At 35.2% G+C, this 24158-nt stretch carries 18 protein-coding genes; 10 read left to right on the top strand and 8 right to left on the bottom strand.

Going from position 1 to position 24158, the window contains the following annotated elements; genetic code table 11:
- Positions 1 to 29 precede the first annotated feature (29 nt).
- The 5 genes from MYP_RS16675 (at position 30) to MYP_RS25270 (ending at position 9323) form a co-directional block, all read left to right on the top strand.
- The gene (locus MYP_RS16675) at positions 30 to 1214 is read left to right on the top strand and encodes a hypothetical protein (RefSeq protein ID WP_045465793.1); all 1185 of its coding nucleotides are present in this window, start codon (positions 30 to 32) and stop codon (positions 1212 to 1214) included.
- A complete protein-coding gene (locus tag MYP_RS16670) occupies positions 1211 to 2701 on the top strand; it encodes a hypothetical protein (RefSeq protein ID WP_045465790.1) in 1491 nt (496 codons plus the stop codon). The genes MYP_RS16675 and MYP_RS16670 overlap by 4 nt, the downstream gene beginning before the upstream one ends.
- Positions 2702 to 2785: 84 nt before the next feature.
- A complete protein-coding gene (locus tag MYP_RS16665; RefSeq protein ID WP_045465786.1) occupies positions 2786 to 4162 on the top strand; it encodes an IS701 family transposase in 1377 nt (458 codons plus the stop codon).
- Between the two features lie 320 nt (positions 4163 to 4482).
- Positions 4483 to 7167: a cellulase family glycosylhydrolase gene (locus tag MYP_RS25275; protein WP_052430288.1), complete on the top strand. Its 2685-nt coding sequence runs from the start codon at positions 4483 to 4485 to the stop codon at positions 7165 to 7167.
- 116 nt (positions 7168 to 7283) lie between these two features.
- Positions 7284 to 9323, top strand: coding sequence for an Ig-like domain-containing protein (locus tag MYP_RS25270; RefSeq protein WP_052430287.1), 2040 nt, complete (start codon positions 7284 to 7286; stop codon positions 9321 to 9323).
- Positions 9324 to 9404: 81 nt separating this feature from the next.
- On the opposite strand, the gene MYP_RS16650 is transcribed toward MYP_RS25270, so the two are convergent.
- The 4 genes from MYP_RS16650 to MYP_RS16630 form a co-directional block, all read right to left on the bottom strand.
- Entirely contained in the window at positions 9405 to 9947 is a 543-nt protein-coding gene (locus tag MYP_RS16650; RefSeq protein WP_045465783.1) for a 5' nucleotidase, NT5C type, read from the bottom strand.
- A 35-nt stretch (positions 9948 to 9982) separates the two neighbouring features.
- Complete coding sequence (locus MYP_RS16645) at positions 9983 to 11188, bottom strand: MFS transporter (RefSeq protein ID WP_045465780.1); 1206 nt, start codon at positions 11186 to 11188, stop codon at positions 9983 to 9985.
- A gap of 43 nt (positions 11189 to 11231) precedes the next feature.
- Positions 11232 to 11921 (bottom strand): FadR/GntR family transcriptional regulator, encoded by a 690-nt coding sequence (locus MYP_RS16640; RefSeq protein ID WP_231570063.1) that lies wholly within the window; start codon positions 11919 to 11921, stop codon positions 11232 to 11234.
- A gap of 262 nt (positions 11922 to 12183) precedes the next feature.
- On the bottom strand, positions 12184 to 13683 hold the full coding sequence (locus MYP_RS16630; protein WP_045465774.1) for a carboxypeptidase-like regulatory domain-containing protein: 1500 nt from the start codon (positions 13681 to 13683) through the stop codon (positions 12184 to 12186).
- A 371-nt stretch (positions 13684 to 14054) separates the two neighbouring features.
- On the opposite strand from MYP_RS16630, the gene MYP_RS16625 reads away from it, so the two are divergent.
- Positions 14055 to 14537 (top strand): hypothetical protein, encoded by a 483-nt coding sequence (locus MYP_RS16625; RefSeq protein WP_045465771.1) that lies wholly within the window; start codon positions 14055 to 14057, stop codon positions 14535 to 14537.
- Positions 14538 to 14670: 133 nt separating this feature from the next.
- Here the strand turns inward: MYP_RS16625 and MYP_RS16620 are convergent, their stop codons facing one another.
- Together MYP_RS16620 and MYP_RS16615 are read right to left on the bottom strand one after the other, a co-directional pair.
- Positions 14671 to 16911 carry a cation:proton antiporter gene (locus tag MYP_RS16620; RefSeq protein ID WP_045465768.1) on the bottom strand — a complete coding sequence of 747 codons (2241 nt, stop codon included), beginning with the start codon at positions 16909 to 16911 and terminating at the stop codon, positions 14671 to 14673.
- A gap of 165 nt (positions 16912 to 17076) precedes the next feature.
- Positions 17077 to 18150 carry a methyltransferase gene (locus tag MYP_RS16615; RefSeq protein WP_045465766.1) on the bottom strand — a complete coding sequence of 358 codons (1074 nt, stop codon included), beginning with the start codon at positions 18148 to 18150 and terminating at the stop codon, positions 17077 to 17079.
- 295 nt (positions 18151 to 18445) lie between these two features.
- Here MYP_RS16615 and MYP_RS16610 point away from each other — a divergent pair, with 295 nt between their 5' ends.
- Complete coding sequence (locus tag MYP_RS16610) at positions 18446 to 19630, top strand: lipase family protein (RefSeq protein WP_045465764.1); 1185 nt, start codon at positions 18446 to 18448, stop codon at positions 19628 to 19630.
- Positions 19631 to 19649: 19 nt separating this feature from the next.
- On the opposite strand, the gene MYP_RS16605 is transcribed toward MYP_RS16610, so the two are convergent.
- On the bottom strand, positions 19650 to 19997 hold the full coding sequence (locus MYP_RS16605; protein ID WP_045465761.1) for an ArsC family reductase: 348 nt from the start codon (positions 19995 to 19997) through the stop codon (positions 19650 to 19652).
- A gap of 259 nt (positions 19998 to 20256) precedes the next feature.
- Here MYP_RS16605 and MYP_RS16600 point away from each other — a divergent pair, with 259 nt between their 5' ends.
- Both MYP_RS16600 and MYP_RS16595 read left to right on the top strand, forming a co-directional pair.
- Complete coding sequence (locus tag MYP_RS16600; protein ID WP_045465758.1) at positions 20257 to 21051, top strand: alpha/beta fold hydrolase; 795 nt, start codon at positions 20257 to 20259, stop codon at positions 21049 to 21051.
- A 19-nt stretch (positions 21052 to 21070) separates the two neighbouring features.
- Positions 21071 to 22735, top strand: a complete 1665-nt coding sequence (locus MYP_RS16595; protein ID WP_045465755.1) for a sensor histidine kinase — start codon at positions 21071 to 21073, stop codon at positions 22733 to 22735.
- Positions 22736 to 23123: 388 nt separating this feature from the next.
- Here MYP_RS16595 and MYP_RS16590 read toward each other — a convergent pair whose 3' ends face one another.
- A complete protein-coding gene (locus tag MYP_RS16590) occupies positions 23124 to 23531 on the bottom strand; it encodes a GlcG/HbpS family heme-binding protein (protein WP_045465752.1) in 408 nt (135 codons plus the stop codon).
- A gap of 168 nt (positions 23532 to 23699) precedes the next feature.
- On the opposite strand from MYP_RS16590, the gene MYP_RS16585 reads away from it, so the two are divergent.
- Positions 23700 to 24134: a nucleoside deaminase gene (locus tag MYP_RS16585; RefSeq protein ID WP_045465749.1), complete on the top strand. Its 435-nt coding sequence runs from the start codon at positions 23700 to 23702 to the stop codon at positions 24132 to 24134.
- The last annotated feature ends 24 nt before the right edge of the window (positions 24135 to 24158 follow it).

Raw genomic sequence — 24158 nt, 5'->3', positions numbered from 1 at the left:
TTCATATACTCATTTTTTAAAGAACTAATATGGAAACAATTACTCCAATATTTAAACTACCACTAAATAAATCTGAACAGGGAAGAAGGCCTGTTTCAGTATATACATTCTTCCTAATTTTAGGAGTGACCTGCATTATGACAGGGGTGCTTTGGGATATTTGCTGGCATATGAGTATAGGCAGAGACAGCTTATTTTCTCCTCCTCACCTCGCAATCTATTTAGGAGGACTTGTTACTGGAATTGGATCTATCATTAAATTATTAATGGTAACCCTCAGTAAGAAAGCAGAAGACAGAAATAGCAGTGTGTCATTCTGGGGAATGAAAGCACCTCTGGGAACCTTGTTTTGTATATGGGGAGCTGCTTCAATGCTCACATCGGCTCCATTTGATGATTGGTGGCATAATACATATGGACTTGATGTGAAAATTTTAAGTCCTCCTCATGCACTTCTTTTTGCCGGAATTATAAGTATTCTCATAGGAACAATGCTTACTGTCCTATCATTTCAAAATCAAAGGGAAAATATTAATCCGATTAATAATGATATGCTCAGATGGAGCTTTGCCTATACGGCATCTTTGTTCCTTACTGCAATGTATATATTCATTATCGAGGAATTAGGCAATACCAAAATGCATAACCCACTTTTTTACCAGTTGATTTGTTCAGTTTTGATAATGCCCCTTACAGCTACTATGCGTGGATCAAGATTGAGTTATCCTGCAACAAGCATTACTGGCCTTTATACGCTCATATTGCTCATTCACCTATGGATATTCCCCTTGTTTCCGGCTGAACCGAAGCTTGCTCCCATTCTTAATCCTATAAAACATTATGTCCCCTTGCTATTTCCCTTGCTATTAATTATACCAGGCTTTATCCTTGATAAGCTTTATAAAAGAATCAGCACGCAAAATATTTTTATTCAGGCAGCATATTGCGGTTCTGCTTTCTTTGTTTCCCTATTTGTAGCACAATGGTTCTTTTCTTATTTTCTTAACTCGCCAATGTCCCGCAATTGGATTTTCCAGACACATGCCTTGCCTTACTACAAGGATCCTAATGCGCCACATAGATTTGAATTTATAAAGTATCCAGGAACAACGATACAATACTATACAGGATTTATGATCGCATTATTATATGCCATAGTCTTTTCATACCTGGGTTTAAAATGGGGTAACTGGATGAGGAGGGTTCAAAGATGAAACATTATTTAACTTTCTTACTGCTCCTTTTATGTTTGAAATCGCATGCTCATTTAGGAAGTCCGGATATAATATATCAGGGTAATGCAGGTCCTTATCCTGTGCTTATAACCATACAACCTCCCGATGTAGTACCTGGCATAGCCAAGGTACTGGTAGATGCAGGAAGTGAAAAAATAAGCCGTATTAAAATACAACCAATCTATTATCAATATGGATCATCAGGTGCCCCTAAGGAGGATGCTATCAGAAAGGTGGACGGAACTGACCATTTATTTGAAGGTAGTCTTTGGCTTATGACCTTCGGATCTTCCAGCGTTAAAATTTCAATAGAAGGAATAAAAGGAATAGGCACCACAGTTGTTCCTGTGCCTGCTGTGGCAACAGCAACCAGAGTCATGAACAAAACCACAAGTCTCGGGCTCCAGCTTATGGGCCTCTTCTTAATTTTATCACTTGTCACAATAATAGGAGCAGCAATCAGGGAATCAACAATTCCTCATGGAGCATTGTCCTCCCACAAAGGGAAAAGAACCTCCATTATTGTAATGAGCTTTACTTTTATTTCGATTGTATCCCTACTCATATTTGCCAATAACTGGTGGGGAAAAGTAGAAAGCGATTATAAAAAAAACATGTTCAAACCACTGAAGTTAAATTCTTATATAGAAAAAGATAATGAAAAAAATATCCTTCACCTTGATATCGTGAATCCATCATGGCTAGAAAGAAAAACCAACGACTTGGTTGCTGATCATGGTAAATTAATGCACCTTTTTCTCATCGATACCAAAGGAAATAAGTTTGCCCACCTTCATCCGACACAAAAGGATTCATCTCATTTTACAAGCGTTTTACCAACTCTGAATCAAGGAAAATATTTTGTTTTTGCTGAAGTAGTCCATTCAAACGGGATGGCTGAAACGCTTACGGATACTTTACTGGTTTCGGAAAATATAAATTCACCGATTACAGATAAAGATGATTTTGCTGGAGATGTTCCAGTCAGCTCAGATATTTCTGTAATTGACAATCTCAAAATAAAAGTAACTAATCAGGACAAAATTATTTCAGGAAAACCAGTAAAGATCTCATTTAAATGTACGGAGGAAGAAGGTAAGCCTGCTGATCTCCAACCTTATCTGGGAATGGCTGGACATGCGGTAGTGATGAGAGATGATGCATCTGTCTTTATTCACCTGCATCCAATGGGGACCATTTCAATGGCTTCGCAATATGCACTGGCACAAAAGATAGATGACAATGTAACAATATGTGGATATCTGTCTGACTCTCTAAGTACAAGCCTGGAAACCAGTGGTATTGTTGACAAACAGACTATTAGTCTTATGAGACTAAAAAAAGAATATACTAGTGAAATAATATTTCCTTATGTCTTTCCAAAACCAGGAGACTACTTTATTTGGGTCCAGGTGAAACATAAAGGTTGCATCAAAAGCAGTAAATTCAAAATTAAGGCGGTCTAATTAACTCTACTTTGTCACAATAAAAATATAGATATTCAATAAGTTATAATATCTTTGTAAAAAAAATAAGCGAAGGGTTTTTAATTGACAAGAAAAACCACCCCTCGCTTTTTAAAAGATAATAGCAAATATGACAAGAAAACTACATTTGCGCAAGGCCTTGAAGGCCGGCTAACGGCCTTTGTAGAATGTTTTAAGTCAGTATTCACCCTTTACAATAGTTCTTCAGATCAGATTTGTGATCAATATTTTAATGGCCTTTTTCTCTCTGAAAAAAGAAACTGTCAAAGTATAAGTGAGAAAGTTTCCTGCCACGAACAATCTTTAAATCATTTTATTTCTAATAGTCCCTGGGATTATAATCAACTTTTTTCGCTAATAGCCTCTAAATTTACCAGCATACTTCCTTCAAGCTGGAAGAATGATTTATGCTTAGCAATTGATGAAAGTAGTTTTCCTAAAAAAGGTAACAAGTCTGTAGGTGTTTCACATCAGTATTGCGGACAGCTCGGAAAACTAGCCAATTGCCAAGTTGGAGTATTTGCTAGTCTCATCTGCAGAAATCTATACTGTCTTATTTTGGCTGTTCTCTTTTTACCGCAAAAGTGGATCGATATAAAAGAAACAGACATACCTGCTATAGATAAAACCTATAAGACTAAAATAGAAATAGCTCTGGAAATTATAATCAGAGTAAAAACAGTTTTTAAAATTCCATTTAAGTGGGTTTGTTTTGATAGTTTTTACGGAAGAGACTCTAGTTTACTTTTTTCTTTACAGGATCTCTCTATCACATTTGCGGCCGATATTCCTAATGACCATGCAGTATATTTAAAGCTCCCAAAAGTTTTACAACCTGTTAACAGTATTGGAAAGAGGGGAAGAAAATCAACCAGAAAAATAATTAAAGGTCGGTCGATAGTTGTTAATAAAATTGCCAGTCAAATCAAGGAAACCGATTACAGAGAAATTATATTGAGAAAGAACAATAATGGAAAAAATGTAAAAGCTAAGTTTTTCTCCTGCCCCGCAAATATTGTAAAGAAAGCTGATGGATCTGTAATGAATGTTATATTATTAATCCGTAAAGATGAGAACGGAACCATCAGGTATACTATAACTAATGCAATAAATGAATCATTGGAAAGGCTTGCCTTCATGCAGGCTCAAAGATATTTTATAGAAAGATCTTTTCAGGAAGCCAAACAGCAATTGGGGATGAATGAATATCAAATAAGAGGTTATAAAGGGTGGCATAGACACATGGCTATGACATCCTTGGCTTTATTACTTGTCCAAATAGAAAAACAACTCTATAGAAATGAAGGAATGCAACCTACTACTCCCATACTTTGCAAAATTATTATTAAACTATTACCTCAAAAGGTTTTATCACTGCAAGATCTCTTAAACAAAGTATCAAAACCATTGAATGAAAATCGCAGAAAACTAATAACTTAGTTGTGACAAAGTAGAGTTAATTAAAAGAGAATTCTTTCAAATACTTTCTATCAAAGCACAAGCCTTTTATAATAAGTCAAAGGCTTGTGCTTTTAAAAAGACTATTCAATCCCGAAGCATTTATTCTAAAATTTTTCTTTTAAATAACAATATCTAAATAGTATCAAATAAATCTAAAACGCAAGCCAGGAATGAATTTAGAGTATTTCAATCTAAAAAATATAACCACAAAGAGCAATTGCATTTAGCCATGTTTATTTAGGATTTTTGATATTTTTATTATCTTTAGGCTTCACATACTCAAATCAAACACAGAAAAAATGAAAAAAACTCTACTCGTAATGCACTTCCTGCTGTTAATGGCAGTGCTTTCATGGGCTCAGACACCGCTTTCCATGAACGGAAGGTTAAGTGTAACTGACGGTAAACTGGTCAATGAATGTGGAACAGCTGTACAACTTCGTGGATTAAGCACCCATGGAGTGATGTTTCATCAGGAATGTTATACTGAATCTTCAGTTAAAGCAATTGCTCAGGATTGGAAGGCAGACCTTCTAAGACTTGCTCTTTATACTGAAAATAGCGATGGAGCTACAAAAGGTTTTGCCCAGTCAACCAATAAAGAATTTTATTATCAGTGGATCGACAAAATGGTAAGTCTTACTGAAAAATACGGAATTTATGTAATTATTGACTGGCATATTCTAAAGGATGGAAATCCTTCAAAATATCAAAATGAAGCAAAGGCCTTTTTTACATTGATGTCCAGCAAATATAAAGACAAAAAACATGTCATTTATGAGATCTGTAATGAACCAAATGGCGGAACACAATGGAATCAGATTAAAACTTATGCTGAGGATATTATTCCTGCAATAAGAAACAATGACCCAAATGCGGTGATCCTTGTCGGAACTCCTGAATGGAGCAGCAGAATCGATCAGGCCAGAAGTAATCCCTTATCCGGAAATAATGCAAAGAACGTAATGTATACGCTTCACTTTTATGCCGGAAGTGGTGCTCATAATCAGTATAAAAACTATTTGAGAGATGCAGTTTCAGCTAAGTTTCCTGTATTTGTTTCAGAGTGGGGAACAACTGAAGCAAGTGGCGCTGGTAATATAGATTCTGGCAATTCCAGAGACTGGTTATCCTTGTTAGAGCAGAATAAAATAAGCTGGGCTAACTGGCAGTTTTCCGACAAAAACGAATCGTCTTCTCTGTTAAAAGAAGGTTCTTGTATCAGAGAATCATGGATCGATTTCAGAACAGACAATTCAGGAAATTCAGGAAAACTTATCTATGATGAACTAAGAAAAACCAAAAATTATACAGCTTGTGGTTCTGTAACTATACCAGTTACGCCAAAACCACCTGTTTGTCCTAATGCTACAGGCTCTAATCTTAACATTTATGGCTGCCCTGTTACCAATACTTTCAACACCAACTATTGTCAGGGATATAACACCAAACAAGCATATGTAAGAACTGACTTCTCAAAAGATACAGTACCATATTTTACATATTGGAAAAAACCATCAGAAGGAAGTACAGTTTATTCTGCAGTAATTCAGAACGAAAAACTTGTAATCACCTCTGTAAATGCTGACCCGAACTACTCTACTTTCGGATTTGATTTCGGAAAATTAAATGCTACAACCCATGTTCCTATCGACCTACGTGCCAATGCGGTGCTTAAGTTTGATGTAAGTTTCCAGAAAACAAATTATTCAGCTAATGATATTGCATTGTATATCGAGCTGGTTGATGCCAATGAAAAGAGCATCAATGCTACAGCATTGGGGTCTTATAATCGTTTCATTCTTCCAGTGAATGGCACCACTAAAACTATAGTGGCAGACTTCACCAATGGAGTTAAAAGAACCCCTCCTGCAACACCTGGAACCAATGGTGATCCAAAGGAAGATACTTATGACAGAACCACTTTTGACTTTTCTAAAGTAACTAAAATAACAATTTGGGTAAATCCAAATGTAAGCGGAGTATATTCAAGACCTCCTTTTACTGGAACATGGACTATTGATAACTTTAGCCTTGGATATGACGAGACTAAAGCTGTAAGTTGTGAAGAATATGTTGATGTGGATCTTTGTCCTGAAGACCCAAACAAAACCAAACCTGGAAAATGCGGCTGTGGAGTACCTGAAGATGGCTGCGATTGTAATGGTGTAGCTGGAGGTACTGCCTTTATTGACCTTTGCGGCGTATGTGTTGGAGGGAATACCGGCAAGATTGAGTGTGATGGTAATGCTTATTCAGGAACTCCATATCCTATCCCAGGAACTATTGAAGCTGAAAATTTCGATAAAGGTGGACAAGGTGTAGGATATTATGATATAACTGAAGGACAGCCCGCATCAAGCTACAGACCAGGAGACAAAGTTTTCACCGAACTTGCCGGAGGTTCTACGAACAATTGGAACGTTGGTTATACATCAACAGGAGAATGGTTAAACTACACGGTAGATGTAAAGTATCCTGGCACTTATCATGTTAGCTTCAGAGCTGCATCAGAGCGTGCTACAGGAAAATGGCATCTGGAAGTGAATGGGCAAAAAATTCCAAACTCCGATTTCTCTCTTGCTTCAACAGGAGGATGGCAAACTTACACCACTCTGAAAACTACTCAGCCTATTGCTCTGAGCCAAGGAAAGCAAGTAATAAGATTGGTATTTGACGGACCAGATGCAAATATTGATAACATGACTTTCGAAGCTTTCGAAGTTATTACATCAATTCCTGCAAAAGCTGAACGTAAAGTAACAGTATATCCAATGCCTGCAAACGGACTTATCAATATCAGACAGGAAGAGATGTCTTATAATAAAGCTGTTATGATGGATATGACAGGAAACGTTATTAAAACAAAAACACTTTCTGGTTTAACAGAAGAGTTACCATTGCAAAATGTTGCCCGTGGCATTTACATGCTTGAACTTACAGGCGCTAAAGGTACTGAACATGTAAGAGTTGTAGTTGAATAAACTGAAATCTTTAAATGTAAAAAGCCTCCCGACTTACGGGGGGCTTTTTTCTTTTATAACCGCTCCTATCGCACTTTTTTTAAATAATCAGTTTACCATTTGCCCTCCAATTTGTAATGTATCAGGACCTAACAGATCTGACTATTATGAACAGGACAAACTGCTCTATATGGATTTTAATCAATTTTTTATTCTTTCAGTTTTCCAATGCTCAACCACCTGGGGCATCAACCAATTGGAAACTTGTATTTGAAGATAATTTTGATGGCACTAAGCTGGATCAATCCAAATGGGGCTATAACTATCCCTGGGGAAATACTCATAATCACAGAGCATTTATGACGGATTCAATGGTCACGGTCAAAGACGGAATGCTTAGTATAAAAGCAATAAATAAACGGCATCCAAGCGCCCCTGCTGGAACTGATAAATACCCAAGCTTTGGTTACCTCAGCTTTGATTATACCAGCGGAGCTATTCATTCAAAGGGAAAATTCGAGACAACATATGGTTATATTGAAGGAAGATTCAAAGCCCCGTCCACACTAGGAACCTGGCCTGCATTCTGGACACTGAATGCTGATGGAGCCTGGCCTCCTGAGATTGACATTCTGGAAATTCCGGAAGACCGCAAAGTACATCATTATTATTATCACTATGGCCCTGACTGGCAAAATGAGAAATCATTTGGAAGTACTCATTCCGGACCAGATAAATCACAAGGCTTTCATACTTATGGAGTGGAATGGGGGCCTACTTACCTGAAATTTTATTTCAATGGACAGCTGCTTAATTCTTATACCAACAGGCCTGAAGCCGCCCAAGGTAAAAACATGTATATGTTAATTAATCTGGCAATAGATGGCTGGGCTCCTACTCCACCAGCCAATGCCCAATGGCCAGCCATATACCAATGTGACTGGGTCCGGGTTTGGAAGTTAAATGAATCAGCAAATTTTGACTTTGAAAACGGAAGCCTTGCTCCCTGGGGACCATGGAACAATGCAACTATAACTACAGATTGCAAAAGGTCCGGTAATTATGGTGTCAAATTATCAGGAAACCCTGTTAGTATTGAACGAACAGTTACCGTCGAGCCCAACACCAGATACGTATTCGGAGGATATGGAAAAGTAAATACATCAGGAGAAACAGCAATGTTTGGAGTCAAAAATTATGGAGGAAATCAGATTACCAAAAGTGTAAGCAGCACGTCATTCACTAAAGATTCAGTGATCTTTACTACAGGAAGTTCTAATACCAGTGCCATAGTATTCTGGTACAAGCAGTCGGGCAACGGAAGTGCCTGTGGTGATGATTTCTTTCTTTACAAGCTTAATAATCTTCCTCCTGTGATCACTATTTCAGGTCCCGCGAATAGCCCGATAATCAATGCCCCCGCATCATTTATCATAAATGCCACTGCTTCTGACCCTGATGGATCGATTACAAAAGTCGAGTTCTATGATGGATCTACCCTTCTGGGAACAGATGCAACAGCACCTTATAGTTTTTCTTTAACCGATTTGCCTGCCGGAGCCCATATAATCACGGCAAAGGCATTTGATAATGCAGGCGCAACTACAGTTTCATCTCCTCTACAAATACATGTTAATGCTCTCCCATTCATTTCAATTACAGAACCTGTCAATAATAGTGTGTTCAATGCTCCTGCTTCAATCAATATTAAAGCAACTGCAAATGATTCTGATGGTAGCATTGCTAGTGTTGAGTTTTATTCTGGATCTAAACTCATAGGAACAACCTCCCAGGCTCCCTATTCCTTTATCTGGACAGAATCTAAAGACGGTCAATATGATATTTTTGCCATTGCTAAAGATAACTTAGGTCAAACCTCAAAATCAAACACAATATCTGTTGCTGTAAGCACTGTAAGCTACATCCTTGAAATTGATAATAATAATCAGTTAAATATTTTCCCTAATCCATTTTTATCAGACTTAACAATTTCATTTAATGGACCGGAAAAACTTCTAAGTGTGCAATTGGTAAATTCAGAAGGAAAAGAAATTTTTCATACAAAAGACATTCAATCAAACGAACTAACTATTGGAGGAGATCTTCTCCCTGGAATTTACTTTATAAATCTGATAACGGAAAACCATTGTTATACAAGAAGTATTTTCAAAAAGTAGTTTTTTCTAAAATAAAAAATTCCCACTCAACTATTCATTAGCTATGAGTAGGAATTCTATTTATTGAGGCTCAATAATCATTTATTTCCTTAGCTCATTTTCGAAATAAACGGTTGCTTCATTCCAGTCTTTCAATCTGACATGATGATTGACGTGAACATTATGACTTGCTGTAAAAAGTAATGGCTTACCTTTAAAACAATCCAGGTTCTTTGTATGATCATCAATCATGTAATCGGTGCCTATAACAGATTTATCTCCACATAACACAATATTCTTCCAGGTTATATCAGGGAAGTGCTCAGCAAGCCATTGATACTTTTCGCTTAAAGACTGAGGGAATTGCATTGCTGCAGAAACAATGAAAATTTCATAATTTCCGGAAAGAATTTGTAGAGCCTCCTTTGCTCCTGTCATTACAGGTATCGTTCGGAAAAAGCCAGGAGTGAATAAGTATCTCATAACTGCTGTTTTATCAGGTAAGGCTTCCGTTTCAGGTAGGCCGCTTAATGATTTTTTATCAACTCGTATTCCTTTTTCTTTTTCATACCAATCAATATAGTGTGACTCGATGTCAGCAATAACATTGTCCATGTCAATTGCGATGGTTTTCCTGATTTTCATTTAAATACTTCAAATATAAATTAACTCAAATAGTATTATTTCTTTTCCAGATTAGGCAAAAATGCAGTAATAAGACCAATCAATGGAAGGAATGAACACAAATGAAAGACATATTCTATCCCTGTAATATCTGCTAGTTTTCCAAGAATAGCTGAACCTATTCCTCCCATTGCAAATGCAAGTCCGAAAAACAAGCCAGAGATCATGCCCACCTTACCAGGCACCAATTCCTGAGCATATACAAGAATAGCAGAGAACGCTGAAGACAATATAAACCCGATACAGCTGATCAACACTGCAGTCCATTCCAGATTAGCATAAGGAAGTAACAATGTAAAAGGAGCAACCCCAAGTATAGAGATCCATATGACATATTTACGGCCGATTTTGTCCCCAACTGGTCCTCCTACCAAGGTACCAGCAGCCACAGACACTAGGAATATAAACAGATATACTTGAGCTGCCTGTACAGAAACTTGGAATTTGTTTATCAGGTAAAAGGTAAAATAACTGCTCATACTTGCCATATAGAAATATTTAGAGAAAATGAGTATAATCAGGATACCCAGTGAAAAAATTACAGTCCATTTCGGCAAAGACCTGGCTTCAGACTCTTTTTTATGCTTCTTAATCCTGTTAAGGCCATTATTCCTATACCATATGCCAAGGTTAAATAAAACGATAATTGCAATCAAAGCTATCAGCGAAAACCAAATGATCTTCGATTGCCCATAAGGAACAACTATTGATGCTGCTAATAAAGGACCGATAGCGCTACCTGCATTTCCGCCAACCTGAAAGAGAGATTGAGCGAAACCCCGCTTGCCTCCTGATGCCATATAAGCCAGCCTTGATGCTTCAGGATGAAATATGGCAGAACCAACTCCTACTAGACCTACAGAAGCCAAAATCATAGGATAAGTAGTAGAAAGTGATAATAAAATAAGACCAATAAGAGTGAATCCCATTCCAACAGCAAGTGAATTCGGTTTAGGATTAAGATCCGTGTAATAGCCAACAAACGGCTGCAATACAGAAGAAGTAAGCTGAAATGTAAGGGTAATGAGACCCAGTTGAGCAAAACTGAGATCAAGGGAGTTTTTTACAAGAGGATAAATAGAAGGAATCAGAGATTGAATGGTATCATTTAACATGTGAGAAAAACTGATTCCTATCAAAATCACCATCACAGTGCTTTGTGCAGCTTCTTTGGAAGCGGCTAAATCTTCTGTATTTTTCATACTTCAAATTAATCAGATCATCTGATGTTTAAGATTAAATTTTTTATTTGCACTGACCTGTGATACAAGCTGCCCAGTACCAAGCCTTTTGTGAATTTTTATCAATAATAGATTGGAGAAGAGCTTCATGCATGGACTGGGTTTCCAAGAAGGATTCTGTATTAACAAAGGACTCCTGGAAGGATTTTTTCATCTCTGTAGCAAAAGTTTTGTATAGGTCAGCCAGAATAAAGTTCTGGGAGGCTTCTGCAATGCTTATATGAAAATTAATATCAGTTTCGATACACATTTCTGTATTATTAGAAAAAGCAGCCTCCTTTCTTTGATTAAGAAAGTATTTCATCTTTTCCATATCCTCATCGGACCGAAACAAAGCTGCTTTTTCAGCAATTTTCAATTCCAATAGTTGTCGAACCTCATTCAGATCATTTCCATTTTCTCTTTGAAGCCTTTTCGATAGAGGTTCTGCAATAACAGGATGACTTTCTACAAAAGTTCCTGCACCTTGCTGAACCCTGACCATTCCTGTATTCGCCAATATCCGAACGGCCTCTCTGATTGTAGACCTACCTACACCAAACAGCTGCATCAACTCTGGTTCTGAAGGTAGCTTTTGCCCTTCCATATATTCGCCGGAACTGATTTTTTGCTTAAGAAGGTTTGCAACTTCCTCTGCCAGATTTTGACGTTTTATTGGTGTAGATACACTCATCATATCATCAGATGACTCCAAATTTAGTAGATAAATTTAAAAAGGAAAAGCAAGTAAAATTATTTGCTAACGGAACTTAATAAGCCAAAATATAAAACCGACAATTAATAAAACAACAACTAGCCCTACTCTGCCATTCCAATTCTGGCTTAATACTTCTCTGAATGTATACTTTCTTAAAAACAAAAATCTGAAACTTGCTCCGGTAATACGAAACAGCTGATATACTAATTCTCCAAATAAAGACTCAAATAAAGCCTCAAAAAATTCAATCATTCAAATCCTACTTATTTTGATATTTCTTCAATTCTGAAGAAGGAACCAGGATTGTCCTATTTTTCCATGTTTCCGGATTATAGGCATATTCCTTTTTAAATTTCATGGTGGCTGGCTGAATGATAAGATTAAACCCTGATTCATCAATATCCTCAACATCCATCACAAGCAGTTCCCATTTGCTTTCTGAATTAAAAGATATTTTTAGATCAAGTTTCATTTCATTCAATTCCTTATCTATAAAAAACCTTTTTTCCTTTTTAGTAATGGAAAAACTTCTGTCAATGGATGCAAACTCATTTTGATTGACACTTATAAATTTAGGGTAATAAGATGTTTTACCTTTTTGAAAAATAATATGTGCCTCCTTAAAATCAATAGAGTGACCGACACCCAATAACTTAAAATTTTCACTTTTCTTACCTTTTGCAAAAGCAAAATCCAATTTTAATACAGCAAAAGAAGAAGTAGAAATATACATAGTTCCTTCAAATAACCCTTGGTTGTGGGGGACAAACTGAATTTTATATACAGGCTCATCATCGAGAATGGTTATTTCAAGCAGTGTATAATTATATTTTTTTATACTATTAATAAATTCCCAGTTTTTACTCTCGACTAAAGTATATTCCTTTAGAAGATATAAAATTTCGCTTTTTACCAGATCTGTATTAACAATATAATTCAGTGTATCATTTTTGTTTGTGGTCCATGTAGATTCATTACTGCTATTATTCTTAATTTTTTTACTCAATATTCCTGTCCTGATTTTATAGTAAATCTCTTCATTTTCCCTGCTTTTCTCTATATCGCTGAAAAAGATATCCAGTCTATCTTCAAATTCCTTCAAAAGAGTTTTCTGCGTTCCGTCTTCAAGAGAAATGGCCTTTTCCGGAATGAGCTTATAGGTTGTTCCGTTTCCATAAAGGTTCACTATGATATCTTCATATTCTACAACCTCCGAAGGCATCTTTTTAAACAATTCATTAAAAGTAGTTTTATCCATACCCACAAAGTTGGATTTCTTTAAAACAATCTGATTGTTATGATGAAAAGGAGTTCTTTCGTAGCTGTGAAAAAACAAATGTTTTTTATCTATAGATGCCTGATGATTTTTATTAAAATTTTCTTTTACTTTTTTTAAAATTTCTTCGATAGTCAATTTCTGAGCTACTACCTGAATCTCTTTAAGAAGACCTGAAGCCTGAACCATCAATACTTCTCCGGACTTCATCAGGTTCTCAAGTCTTATTTTGATGGTTTCATAACCTATGTATGAAAAAACTATGGTATCGTCAGACAAAAGATCTGCAGTGTCAAGTAAAAACCGTCCTTCGCTATTAGACACAGTACCCCTTGATTTACCCTGTACTTCAATATTTGCATAAAGGAGAGGCTCTTTCGTAGCAGCGTCCAGGACAATACCGGAAATAGATACAGGACAAGACGTTGCTTTTATATTGAATAAAAGAATAAGTACCAATAAATAATAAATGCCTTTTTTCATGGAATTTTGTCCTACCAAAGCACATAGAATTAAATGCTTTAGTTTAAAATGTCATTTTTTTTAAAATCAGAAAAATAAAGTCTATACCTGAACAAATTTGTTATGGATATATTTTACCTAACGCTTCAAAACTGCAGGGTAGTTTTTTTGATACACTTTTACTTTTATTTATAAATGGACAAACAATTAGAATTGTTGCAAGTATTAAATTTTGTAATTTATCAAATAATAACTTATCAGAAATATATTTAATTTAGTCTAAAACATAGTACAGATCCAAGAAGATCTAAAATTATTTTTAGATTCTTAAGGATTTAGATTCTTTTTTTAAACTTTTTTTTTCTAAATTTCGTAAACAAACAGTTTGACCTATGAATAATAGACTTGTTAAGCTTTCCGCAGCTTGTACAATTTATTTGTCCACCTTACTGCATACACAAGGCTTTTCGCAAGCCACACAAAACGTGAATGCAAATCAAAAAAGTGACTCAACACTTTGCTTTGTAAAACCTAATATAAAAATAACGAAATTCTATTCGAAGGATGAATTAAACAAGCTTCAGAAACTTGACTTGATTGAAGTTTACAAGTCCAGATTAGCTTATCTGATTGAGATATTACCATTCCTTTCTCTGAATCCGGAGCCAGGATCTTCTTTCCGCGAAATGTCAATACCCGAAACCGAAACCAATATTTCACATCTTGAAAAAGAGATGAAAAACAAGCAGGATTTTATTAAATCACTTTTTGAAACATTGGATGACGTTGTACCATATTCTGAAAAAACCAATATCATCTGGTCTATTTTATACTTTGATGATATGATTAAAAAATCAATGAATCAAAATAAATAATAAAAAAAGCCTGCATTCTTATTAATGCAGGCTTTTTTATTTTTATTAAACTTTTTCCTGTTAGGGTACTTATACCTATTCCATCTCGCTTATATCTATTAGAAAACTTCTTTAATATCCCCCAATTTAATAGTTATTGCAATTGCATAATAAATTCCTGAAGTCTTTTCTGATTGCAAACAATCCAGACAATGTCCTCTTCCATAAATTGCATAGAAGAATCAGGATTCAAAATTCTTTCACCATCTCTTTCAATACCTACAACAAGGGCTTTAGCTTTTTCTCTCATACCAGAGGAGCGGATAGTAATTCCTTTAAGAGGCGAATTAGAATTGATTGTGACCTTTTGAAGTGTCATCGTTTCCCTTTGAACAAGCGGCCTGTTTTCTTCAGACAGTTCGATAAACGGCTTTAATTTGGCCAATTGATCATCAGTTCCAATTACCATTACCTCATCTCCGGGATACAATTTTTCATCTCTGCCAGGGTTAGCAATTGTATTTCTTCCTCTTTCTATCATTGCAATGTTTACCCCGAACTTTTCTCTGATTCCAAGGTCAAATAGGTTCTGCCCTACAAAAGGGGATTCGGGGGAAACTTTTAACTCCACAAGGTGAGCGTCCCATGGCACTATATCCGGTCTGATTTTATCTTTATGCAAAGCTTGTTCTTCCTTTTCGTTCAGGTTTGTCAAAAAACGTCTCTCTATACGGTTGTACATCTTTTGAATCCTTTTCGTAAAAAGACTATTCAAAACAGCAATAATTACAATTACAAGTATTAATATATATGGGTCCGAGATAAACTGAATCACCAATAATACTGTAAAAAACAAGCCTAACACGATCCTGAAAAGATTCAGAGCTATAAGTGGACCACGGCTCACATTTTCATTATGCCATAAATTGGAATATGCATTTTCCTGAATCCTTCTACCTACCAGAGCCCATAAAAAAGGTGCAGCAAGCAGCAAACCAAACCCAGCGGTCATAAAATCAACAATGATTGCATTGCTGACATGGTTTCTTACAAAAGGAGAAATGTATCTTGCAGTGACAAAGAATATAGAAATGATACAAACCGATTGTATAACTATATTGTAAATATATGAATGTAGGTAAATTTTCCAGTCACTGGTTGTAGTAATAACCTGGGCCGTTGAGCTGTATTTGTTAAGTTTTTTAATCCATCCAGCTGGCAATTTTTCTTCTATAATATCATAGAGCCCTGCAGAGTAACGGATCAGGTAAGGAGTTGTAAAGGTAGTTATTGCTGACACTGCAACGGCTATCGGATAAAGAAAATCACTTGTAACTTTCAAAGTAACACCCAAGGTAGCAATGATAAACGAAAATTCACCAATCTGAGAAAGACTCATCCCTGTTTGAACCGAAGCTTTTAACGATTGTCCGGAAATCAAAGCACCTGTTGAAGTACTGAATAATTTTCCTGCAACAGTTATAAAAGTGATCAATAAAACAGGTCCGATATTCTCAATCAACATATCAGGATCAATAAGCATACCCACAGAAACAAAGAATATAGCACCAAACAGATCTTTTACGGACTTTACCAGATGTTCAATTTTTTCGCCCTGGACAGTTTCTGCAAGTATAGATCCCATAATAAATGCCCCCAAAGCAGGAGAAAAGCCTACTTTTGTAGCTAACATCACCATAATCAGACAAAGAGCAATTGAAACGATGAGCAAAGTCTCGTCATTCATCAATTTTCTGGTTTTTTTAAGGAAGGTGGGAATAAGAAAAATTCCCCCTATAAACCATAAAATTAAGAAGAAAGCCAGTTTCAATACCGAGATAAGCATTTCAGTTCCGGAAAAATTCTGACTCAATGCAAGAGTTGATAAGAGTACAAGTAGGAGAATAGCAACAAGATCTTCTACGATTAGTACACCAAAGACGAGCACTGCAAATTGCTGAGTCTTTACATCCAACTCTTCAAATGCCCTTATAATGATTGTTGTTGAGGAAACAGACAAAATCCCTCCCAGAAAGATACTATCCATACTGGACCAGCCTAGCAGTTTTCCAGTACCATATCCCAATGCCAGCATCACGATTACTTCCATGGCAGCGGTAATAGAAGAAGCTCCTCCTACCTTAGCTAGTTTTTTAAAACTGAACTCAAGTCCAAGAGTAAAAAGCAGGAATATTACGCCTATTTCTGCCCAGATTTCAATATTTTCCTGGTCAGTAATGCTGGGGAATATAGAAATATGCTGACCTACCAGCAAACCTGCGATAATGTAACCAAGTACAAGAGGTTGTTTAATTCTTTTAAAAATTAAAGTAATCAGGCCAGCTGCGCCGAGTATCAGTCCTAAATCTGAAATAAGTGGGGGTAAGTGTACCATAACAAGATTCTAAAATAAAAATGTAATTTTTAGAAACCAAAAAAAGAGATTCAGGTTTCCAAAAATTACATTTTAAGCAAATTTAACATTATAATTCCCCATATGGAAGGGAATTGGAAGGATATTATTAGAAAAAGACAAACTGCTTAAGTTTATGCAGAATCATTATTTTCTTTTTTTACATCTGAACAATGTATGGCTTACTCCGATATTGTCAATATCCTCTTCTACATATAACCCAGCAGCATGAACACATTGAATCAGGTTTTTGGAATGGTACATCTGACTATTTCCATTAGCCATCGCAGTAAAATACAAAGAAGTCATCTGAAGACTGAATGCTGATGCCTCAAATTTTTGTCTATCCCAATAGGTCTCAAGAATGTAAACCGCACCATTATCATCAATCGCATCTACGCACCTTTTTAGAATAGAAATAATTTCTTCTTCCGAAAAGCAATCAAGGAATTGACTCATCCAAACCGCATCTGCTCCTTTAGGTAAGCTTTGAGATGCATCCAATAAATTTACATGATGCCCTTTTATTCTATCGGAATATCCCTCCTTTGTAATATTCTCCTGCGCCATTGCCAGCTGTCCCGGCAAATCTATAATGGTCATCTTGACATCTTTGTCGTACTTCACACATTTTAACGAAAACTTACCTGTGTTGCCCCCTATATCATAAATATGAGCAGGCTTATGTTTAAAAATGTATGGCAAAACAGTATCAAATGCCTGATCTGAATAATAATGATCAAACTCAAACCAGCTCGTTTTCGCCTTAGAGGGCAATTTTGAAAGTCCCTCATATATTGTTGGCCAGTTTCCAAAAACCTTTAATCCTTCAGGCTTCCCGTTTTTAATTGAATCTTTTAATTCATTTAATCCCTGGTAGCAAACGTCCTGTATAAAATTAAAATTTACATTTGTAATTTCATCATAAAGAATAAAATGCCCAACTTTGGTAATTATATAAGAATCATCTTCTTTCTGATACAAAACTCCTATACCTAATCCTGCTTCCAACAATACTCTTGCACCATAAACCGATAAATCCAGATCGGCTGCAATGTCTTCGAGCTTGGCTCCAGCCTGGCCTTTTTTCGAAACATATTCCAGAATCCCTAACTCTCTTAAACATCTGACTGCCTGAAAAATAACTGGTGCAAATGCTATTTTCTGTGCTTCTGATATAGCTTCTATAGCTCGTTTTGAATCGGTTTTAAAAAAATTCATTATTCTACTTTTTATTAATTAATACCCTTTTAGTTTTCAAGTAACTTATTATAGAAGAACAAATTGACTTCTATTTTTTTATATAACGTTAAGTCTGGCTTTATCTGTTAAAATTTAACAAAAACACTTCTTGCAATATCATTTACAATAATTAAAAATGTATGAAAATACAATTAGAATCCCATTAGAATAAAATTTATTTCTTGATTTCATTACAAAAAATATCATTAAAATTAACTATATTTTTTTTTCAAAAAAAACTAATTTAGAAGACTTATATACATACTTCAGATTTATGAATAAATCAGCATTACCAGGTCTTATACTGTTTTTTCTAAGCTCGTTGCTATTAGCCCAGCCCGATAAGGAATTCAATAAAGCTGAAGCCCGTGATATGATTGCTTTATGTAATAGTTTTAGTTTTACTGAATTATTTGGCACGGACACAACTATAATTCCTGAAGGATATATAAAAACTTATACCTCAGATGTATTAGGAATGGATAACTTATTTCAAATCTATAGAAAAAAAGATGTTGCCGTCATTAATCTTCGAGGATCAACTGCAAAAAAAATAAGCTGGATGGAGAATATTTATTCAGCAATGATTCCAGCAAAAGGGACAATAAAAATACAGGAGGATAAATTTAAATATACTTTTGCTAAAGATAATCACGCCGCTGTGCATGCAGGATATGCCCTTGCTATGGCATTTCTTGAGAAGGATTTATTGGTAAACATTAAAAACTTAAATGAAGAAGGCATTTTCAATTTCCTGATTACTGGCCATAGTCAGGGAGGAGCACTAGCTAATATGCTTCTCGCTTATATAAATAACCTTCCTGAAAATAAACTGTCATCTAAGAACTCCTTTAAGTGTTATGCCTTTGCTGCACCAATGATAGGAAATAAGGCATTCACAGATGAATACAATGAGAGATTCTGTAAAACAAACATAAGTTTCAACTTTGTTAATCCCGCCGACTTAGTACCATTACTCCCAATGAGTTACAAAGAAAGTAGTTCGTTTTCGCAAGGTGTAATGTCCTTACTGTTTGACGATGCGAGTTTAGCTGAAAAATTTAAAGATGGTGCTTTTTTATTATTTGATAAAAACCTGGCAAATACTGTCAGAAGACTTAGTACATCTGTAGCAAAACAGATATCAAATGAAGTTGGCACTGTAACCATGCCTCCGTTTGTTGAAGACATAAATTATTATAAACTTGGCAATAGAATTGAAATTTTCAAAGCAGTATATCCGAAGATTCTTAAAGATTCAACCATCCTTCAAAACGATTCCCTGATGGCTATTTACCCAAGGGCTTCCAATGGGCATTTTGTAAATAAAGAACTTTACAAAAAAGAACCTATGGTATATCAGCATAAGACATATAATTATTACACATCTTTCCTTCTGAAGTTCCTGCCTGAGGAGTATGAGTTACTCGACAGAAAATATCTGAAAGAAAATCTATAAACAAACTGCTGAGCAGCTCTTAACTGAGTTTCTCAGCATATTCCTTTTCATTAAACCCGACGACAATTATCTGTCCATTATCTTCTATTACAGGCCTTTTAATAAGACTTGTATGTTCTTTCATTAATTCCACTGCACTTTCTACGTCTACGATCTTATTTTTAACCGACTCATCAAGATTCCTCCAAGTTGTTCCTTTTTTATTTACCAAAACCTCCCAAGAAACCTGACTTGTCCATTCCCTGAGCTTTTCTTTACTTATTCCTTTGGACTTATAATCATGAAATTCAAACTGAAGTTTGTGTCCTTTAAGCCATTCCGTACTTTTCTTTACCGTGTCGCAGCTTTTAATACCGTATACAATCATTTTTTAAAAAAACTAAAATCAAAGTTAAAGTATTATTTTAAATCTATTCCAACAAATTGATGCGAATTATACTACTATATACCTCTCGTAATCTACTTTAACCTTTCAAAATTACAATCGTAAAAATGCTACAAAAGGTAGAAAAAATTTCCTCAACCATTCTCTTTCCTCTATCATTAAATTTCAAAATCATTTTTGAGCGGAACTAGAACGAAGTAAGATTGTTAAATCGCTATGAGGGAAGTATTAGTCATTGAACATGAATCCTATAGAAAAAAATATTGTCACTGTGGCTGGAAATCAGAATTCAGAAGAAACACTTGTATTCGGTCATGGATTTGGTACTGACCAGACATATTGGAGATTAGTAACAAAGGCATTTTCAGAACAATATAAAATAATAACGTTTGACAATGTTGGTGCTGGGAAATCTCCTCCGATTGCTTATAGCAATAATAAATATTCGCAACTCCAAAGTTACGCTGATGACATTATAGACCTCGCTGAAAATCTTCAGATAAAAGATGCGACTTTTATCGGACATTCAGTCAGCGGAATTACAGGTATGCTTGCCTCCATAAAAGCTCCTGAACTTTTCAGCAAACATGTCTTTATTAATGCTTCCCCAAGATACCTTAATGACACTGAATATATTGGAGGATTTGAGCAATCAGATCTGAAAGATTTATACAATAAAATGCAGACAAATTATCATGCATGGGTAAGTGGATTTGCTCCTACCTTTATGGGCAATCCTGAAAAACCTGAGCTTGCAATTGAATTTGCCAATTCATTAGCGTCTTTAAGACCTGATGTAGCATATACAGTATGTAAAGCAATTTTTGAATCGGACCACCGGAAAGATTTGATTAAATTCAATAAAAAGTCGCTCATTATTCAGTCGATAAAAGATATTGCAGTACCCGTTGAGGTTGGCAAGTATTTAAATAAAAACATCAAAGATAGCGTTCTATTTGTGATCAATGCAGATGGGCACTTTCCTCATATCAGTGCTCCTGAGGAGGTCATTCAAGCTATAAAGACATTTTTATAAAGTAAAATTGATTATATCGTTGGAAGATCTACTATACTGGAAAGAACAAGCTCTTGATTTTCTCATCCAGATTAAAACAGTTTATGACTTTCAGAATGTACATGCATTCAGACGCAATTTATTGCTCAGAATGAAAGACCTTACAAAATGTGATGACATATTCTTTATAATAAAGGAAGATGAAATTTCTGAAAGAATTACTTATTCCAATCAACCTCATCTGGAAGGAACATTCACTGAGACATCTTTTCTGAATGATCCTGACATTAAAAATCAATACTCTTACCATGAAAAAGTGAAAGTAGGAAAGTCTCATTTTCTTAAAGATAATACAGCAGTTATTCATATACCTTTAGACGAAATTCATATTAAAGCATCAATCGTACTTGCCTGGAATTCTTATTTTCAGCTTTCAGAAGGGATGGATTACTTCTTTAATGTATGTATAACAAGGCTAAAAGAAGTATTGAAGCTTAATTATATGATATTTTCTCTTGAAGAATTGAGAATTAAGTTTAATGCAGTTTTTCATTCGGTTTCTCAGGCTTTGATATTTGTGGATGAAACAGATAACAATGCCTGGATAAATTCAAAGGGAAAAGAGATTTTAGGAATTTATTCTGAAAATGAAATCTTATCACCTATTGTAATTTCTGAATATATGCGAATGTTCAGAGAAAATGCCATTAACGAAAGTGAAATAACTTCTATTGCCACCGAACTATTTAAAGATCCGGAAAAAGAAATCAATAACTGGCTTTGGAAGTTTAAGAACAGTGTTTATAAAGTTTCAAGCAAACCTATCATTACAGAACGAAAGAAAGGAAGATTATGGATGTTTGAGGATATCAGTGAAATCTATTTCACTAACCAAAGACTTGCTGAAAACAATGAGGAATTTAAAGCAGCCAATGATCACCTTTTAGAGCAAAATGCTTTGATTTTATCTCAAAATGAAGAGATCCAATTCAAGAACAACAGACTGGAAGAAATAAACCAGGAAAAAAACGGACTTATCAATATTGTATCACATGATTTAAAATCTCCATTTCAACAAATTCAGGGAATGGCTCAGGTAATTGAAATGATTGCTCCACTTGAAGGCGACCAAAAGGTATTTATAGATAATATAAAAGCAGTATCAAAAAAGGGACTTAACCTGGTAAAAGAGATTTTGGACATTAGCGCCATTGAACAGCAGAAAATAAACAAACAAGAAGAGATTATTGACCTTCAAAAATTCCTTGAAATAGAATTAAAAATTTGCCAGACTGTTGCAGAGAAGAAAAATATAAAGATTCATTTGAACTATGAATCAAAACATTCTGAACTCAGCACAGATCCCGAGTTTTTAAGGCGTATCTTGGACAACCTAATTTCAAATGCAGTTAAGTTTTCTTACAATGACAAAAATATTTATGTTAATGTAACCAGCAAACCTGATAAAATTATTATATCTATAAAAGATGAAGGCCAGGGAATGACAGAACTGGACAAACAACATTTGTTTGAAAAATTTAAAAAGCTATCTGCAAAACCTACAGCTGGCGAGAGCTCCAGCGGACTAGGATTATCTATAGTAAAACTATTGGTAGAACAACTCAAAGGAAGTATTACTTGTGAAAGTGAGTGGGGACATGGAACAACATTTGTTCTTGAATTCAATATAAATGAAATAGAATAAAGGTTATTTTCTTTATCTCATATAAATCATTCTCAAATTCAAAGGTACTTAAGATCACTCTTTTATTGCTTTTCTCCTGAAAGAGACTTTTGTTAAACATTTGATAAATTAGATGGACAGCAATAACTTTCCAAAAATAAAAAACGACATTGCAATTCCTGAATTAGCAATGCGCAAAAGGAATCAATCTATACAAAAAAGAAACATGGGAATACCAGTGGATTGCTTAAAACAATACTACTTAATAATATTCCCTTAACTCCCCTAATTTGCCATTTATCCAAAAGAATATATGCTATTAATTGAAGTAAAATAACGGATAAATAAATATAGTCATCATAATATAACTACCCTAAACTATAAACTCTCTATCCGCAATATTTATATGTTATTTCACTGTCAAATGCCCTACCCCTATCATTGCGATATCTTCATCTTCTTCCTGTGAAAGGCCACTTACTGCAGCAGCGCCAATGACTTTACCATTTGCAATAACAGGCACCCCTCCACCCCAGCCGCAGATTTTAGGATCTCCATAAAAAGCTATGTCATATCCTTTAACGGGATCTTTAAGAGCCTTACCTATCTCCGATGTATTTTTCTGTGTGCGTGCAGCTGTATAGGCTTTATTAATAGCATTTGCGATGGACGGGAGTTTGGTATTATCCATTTTTTCAAAAGCCAGCAGTTCGCCGTGAGCATCTGCAATCGCAACTACTGCATATTTCCCTCTTTTCTCAAGTTCAAAAATAATAGCGTTTAAAATTTCTTTGGCTTGTTTATGATTGAGTTCCATTTATTAATTTTAAGTTTTCAAGCAATATAACCTTTTTATAAAATACTTTAAAAGTATTAATAAATTGAATATTTTATTTAAGAAATCAGCTAAATATTAGTGAACATTATCCGCTTTGTTTAACTTATAAAATATTTTTATTCAATTAATAATCATTATCAAGATACTATGGATGAATTTATGAAACTGGCTATAAGCGAAGCCAGAAAAGGACTGAAGGAAGGTGGAATCCCCATTGGTTCTGTATTGGTAAAAGACGGAAAGGTTGTGTCACACGGTCATAACAAACGTGTCCAAGAAAACAATCCTATCTTGCATGGAGAAATGGACTGCCTTAACAATGCCGGAAGAATAGGCAGTTACAGAAACACAGTAATTTATTCTACACTTATGCCTTGTTATATGTGCGCTGGCACTATTGTCCAATTTAAAATACCTAAAGTAATTGTTGGAGAATCCAGAACATTCAGTGGTGCAAGAGCATTTATGGAAGAACATGGTGTAGAAGTGGTAGATCTTGATCTTGCAGAATGTAAAAAGATGATGGAAGATTTTATTAAAGAAAAACCTGAGCTTTGGAATGAAGATATCATGGAGCTTTGAAAAGGAGGTGTATAATATATAAAT

It is taken from the genome of Sporocytophaga myxococcoides, assembly GCF_000775915.1.
Classification (GTDB): domain Bacteria; phylum Bacteroidota; class Bacteroidia; order Cytophagales; family Cytophagaceae; genus Sporocytophaga; species Sporocytophaga myxococcoides_A.
Note: the sequence above shows the minus strand (reverse complement) of the source record. Positions and strands in the feature narration are given on the sequence as shown.